This window comes from uncultured Maribacter sp. (genome assembly GCF_947496775.1).
In the GTDB taxonomy this organism is placed as follows: Bacteria; Bacteroidota; Bacteroidia; order Flavobacteriales; family Flavobacteriaceae; genus Maribacter_B.
This window is the reverse complement of the sequence record NZ_CANMDU010000029.1, coordinates 1-3,299: the sequence shown is the minus strand read 5'-3', so window position 1 is coordinate 3,299 and position 3,299 is coordinate 1. Positions and strand designations below refer to the sequence as shown.

Sequence of the window (3,299 nt, the reverse complement as noted above, 5' to 3'; positions counted from 1 at the left end):
ATATCACTAGACTCTTCTAAATCAGAAAGATCCACCGTAACATCATTCCCACCTTCAATATTTACTGCTAATTCGCTAGTAGCAGAAAGGGTAGCAGATTCCAAGTTTTGATCATCTGTAGAAACAAATCCCGATAAATCTACCCCAGTTGCACCAGCTTCTGCATTAGTAAGGGTAAGCATATTAGAAGTAGCATCTAAATTTAAATCTGAAAGTTCGTTTGTTGCAGAAGTATCTTGATCGGCAGTAATATGTGTATCTAAATTGGTTTGCACGGTAGCAATCGCATTATCAGCATCCAATTCATTTTGATCTACATCTGTTTGTACTGCAGCGATATCACTAGACTCTTCTAAATCAGAAAGATCCACCGTAACATCATTACCACCTTCAATATTAATAGCTAATTCGCTAGTAGCAGAAAGGGTAGCAGATTCTAAGTTTTGGTCATCTGTAGAAACAAATCCCGATAAATCTACCCCAGTAGCCCCAGCTTGTGCATTGGTAAGAGTAAGCATATTGGAAGTAGCATCTAGATTTAAATCTGAAAGTTCGTTTGTTGCAGAAGTATCTTGATCGGCAGTAATATGTGTGTCTAAATTGGTTTGCACTGCAGCAATCGCATTATCAGCATCTAACTCATTTTGGTCTACATCTGTTTGGATAGAGTTAATTGCATTGGTATTCGTTGTAAGACTATTTTGTATTGCAGTATCATCAAAAGCTAAAGAACTTATATCTACAGATTGATTTCCACCACCATCTGTAACAATTAAGTAAGTTCCGTCGAATGATATTCCGGTATTCAATTCGTTCGAAGCGTCACCATCTACTTCAGTAGTTATATATCCATTATTTGCAACATAAGCATCTACTTCTGTTTCGGATAATTGTGTATTCGTATCCACTATATGCGGGCCAACAACAAATCCCATAGCTTCTATATCTGCTTGAGTAAGAGAAGAGCTTAGAAATTTCGTAAGGTCTACAGAACCACCATTTTCAAGAGATAAAACATTAGAGACATCGTCAAAACTTAACATTTGGTTACTTCCCCCGTTTCCTTGACAAAGATTATTCCAAAGTAAACCATTAAAATAGTGAATACATTGTGTATCTGTATTATAAACTATGGCACCACGTAGAGGTGTAATACTTTGCATTTGACTAGTAGTAAGTCGAGTTAAAACCAAAGCTTTATTTGTGCTCTCTAATTCCACAATAGAAGCAGCATCAATATTATCTGGCTGCTCTCCAATTTTAACTTGTGCAGATATGGCCTGAATACCTAAAATGGCAAAAAGTAAACTTATTCTTTTAAAATACATGGTAAATGTGTTTTTTTGGGCAACTAAATGTTGCTAGTAAAAATACCATGTATATTAAAGGGTAATTCTAAAATGTTGTGTAGCCCTTTGGGTTTGTTGTAAAAAGCAATTAATGTAGGATTTTAACTACTTTTTATCGAATAAATTTGCATTTAATCGATACTTTGGAGTATGTCTAACTAATAATAAGTATTTGACTATAAAGGAAATGTAAAATAAGTTACCTGGTTAAATACATAAAACCTTGAAATTCCATTTTTAAATCTTCCATATAAATAATATAAAAATAGACTCCAGTTGGCAGGCCTTTTTCTTTGTCGAAAAGAATATTGTCTTGATTAGAGTAACCATTAAAATTATTAGTATAGTTCGTAGTTTCATATACTTTTAAACCGTAACGATCAAAAATACTAATAGTATTATTAGGAGACTCTTCTAGCTCGGGAATTACTAAAGTATCATTATTTCCGTCTCCATTAGGGGTAACTAAAAAATTGTCTAAAGTTAAAACATCTATAGTTAATGTTTCTCTATCTTCTATGCTTCCAAAGGTAATTATCTCATAATTATCTGGGTTAAAAGTGCCCGATTCTACAAAGCCTTGCGTTATATCCCCTCCTACTGATACAGCTTCTAAGTTTACCCATTGTCTCGTTGATTTATTCCAGCCCACAGGGATAATATCATTAATATTTTCTGTTAATAGGTCTATATTGCTTTGTTCATTCCAGCTAATGCTAATTGTAGAGTTTATGTTACCTTCTAATTTCCAAAATTCTCGGGTACTTATAGATTTAATTTCTGCCGGTTTTGTAAATGTATTAAAAGAGGAGCTAAAAGAGATTGGCGTATCTGGATTTTCTCTAAAATAAGCACACTTAGCGAGTGCATTAACATCGGAAGAATTTAAAACTAATGGTCTTAGTTCTTGGTTGTCCCCAACAGGGAAAATAATATTCTGCTGGTTGGTTATTGCTGCGTACCCATCTACTTTAGAAAAATTACTAGAACCAACATAGTTGGCATTATTTAAAAAGTTTAAGTAAGTAGAGGATTGCGTTTTTATAGTTCTAAAATCTCCACTAATAAAATTAGTGTTATTGGCATTGTCAATACTTAAACTTAATAATACTCCAGCATCGTTAGCAATTTCTATATCATAAAATTGAGGAACAAAAGCACCAGCAATAGTTATGGCGTTGTCTCCATAAAAACCAGCTAAACCTAAGTTGTTATCGAAAGGGGTGTTGTTAATAAGATTAGTATGAAACCCTATTTGCCCTTGATCGTGTATTTGTATGTTACCATTATTATACAAAGCGGTTTGCCCCTGTATAGTTAAAGTAAGCATGAATGTAAATATGTATAGTAATTTTTTCATTTTTTAGTTTATTTGCTGCCAGTTAGCTCCATCGGATTGGAGTTGGGTTACTCCTGTAGTTATAGTAGTAGAATTACCACCAATATCATTAATGTAATTGTCTATAGTAATTGCGCCTCCAGTGATATTTTTTAATATATAAATTTTTCCATAAGAACTTTTGGCTCTGGGTAATTGTATTTTGTTTACATTAGAGTTTATTATAACGGTATAGTCTGTACTTAATATAGTGGATACGGTATCAGATACTGTTCTAATAGATTTATTTTTTGTTATGTTGCTCTTAAGAGCTGTTCCAGGGGCACGCCATATTGGGTTCCCTGCTGCATCAATTATTAAAATATTACCTGGAAAAGTTCCAGTGACGTCTAATTTAGCGGGTGTTATTGTTCCATCAATTAATTCTGATTCTCCAACAGAATCGGCTTGTAATTCACCTTTGTCAACAGAATTGGTAGCTAAATCAGCAGCAGTAATCGAGTTGTTAACAATATTAGCAGATGTAATTGTGAAATCAGCTTCAGTAATAAATTCCCAATCTGTTCCATTCCATTGTAATAGTTGTCCAGGAGTAGTACCATCTTGTAATT

At 33.6% G+C, this 3,299-nt stretch carries 2 protein-coding genes and 1 pseudogene; all 3 read right to left on the bottom strand.

The features are described 5' to 3' along the window. Positions 1–1,328: pseudogene (locus Q0856_RS17825) on the bottom strand (hypothetical protein); the annotation flags it as partial. 220 nt (positions 1,329–1,548) lie between these two features. Next, complete coding sequence (locus tag Q0856_RS17820; RefSeq protein WP_298507170.1) at positions 1,549–2,709, bottom strand: gliding motility-associated C-terminal domain-containing protein; 1,161 nt, start codon at positions 2,707–2,709, stop codon at positions 1,549–1,551. A gap of 3 nt (positions 2,710–2,712) precedes the next feature. After that, positions 2,713–3,299 (bottom strand): hypothetical protein (locus Q0856_RS17815; RefSeq protein WP_298507168.1); only part of this gene is annotated, 587 nt, incomplete at its 5' end.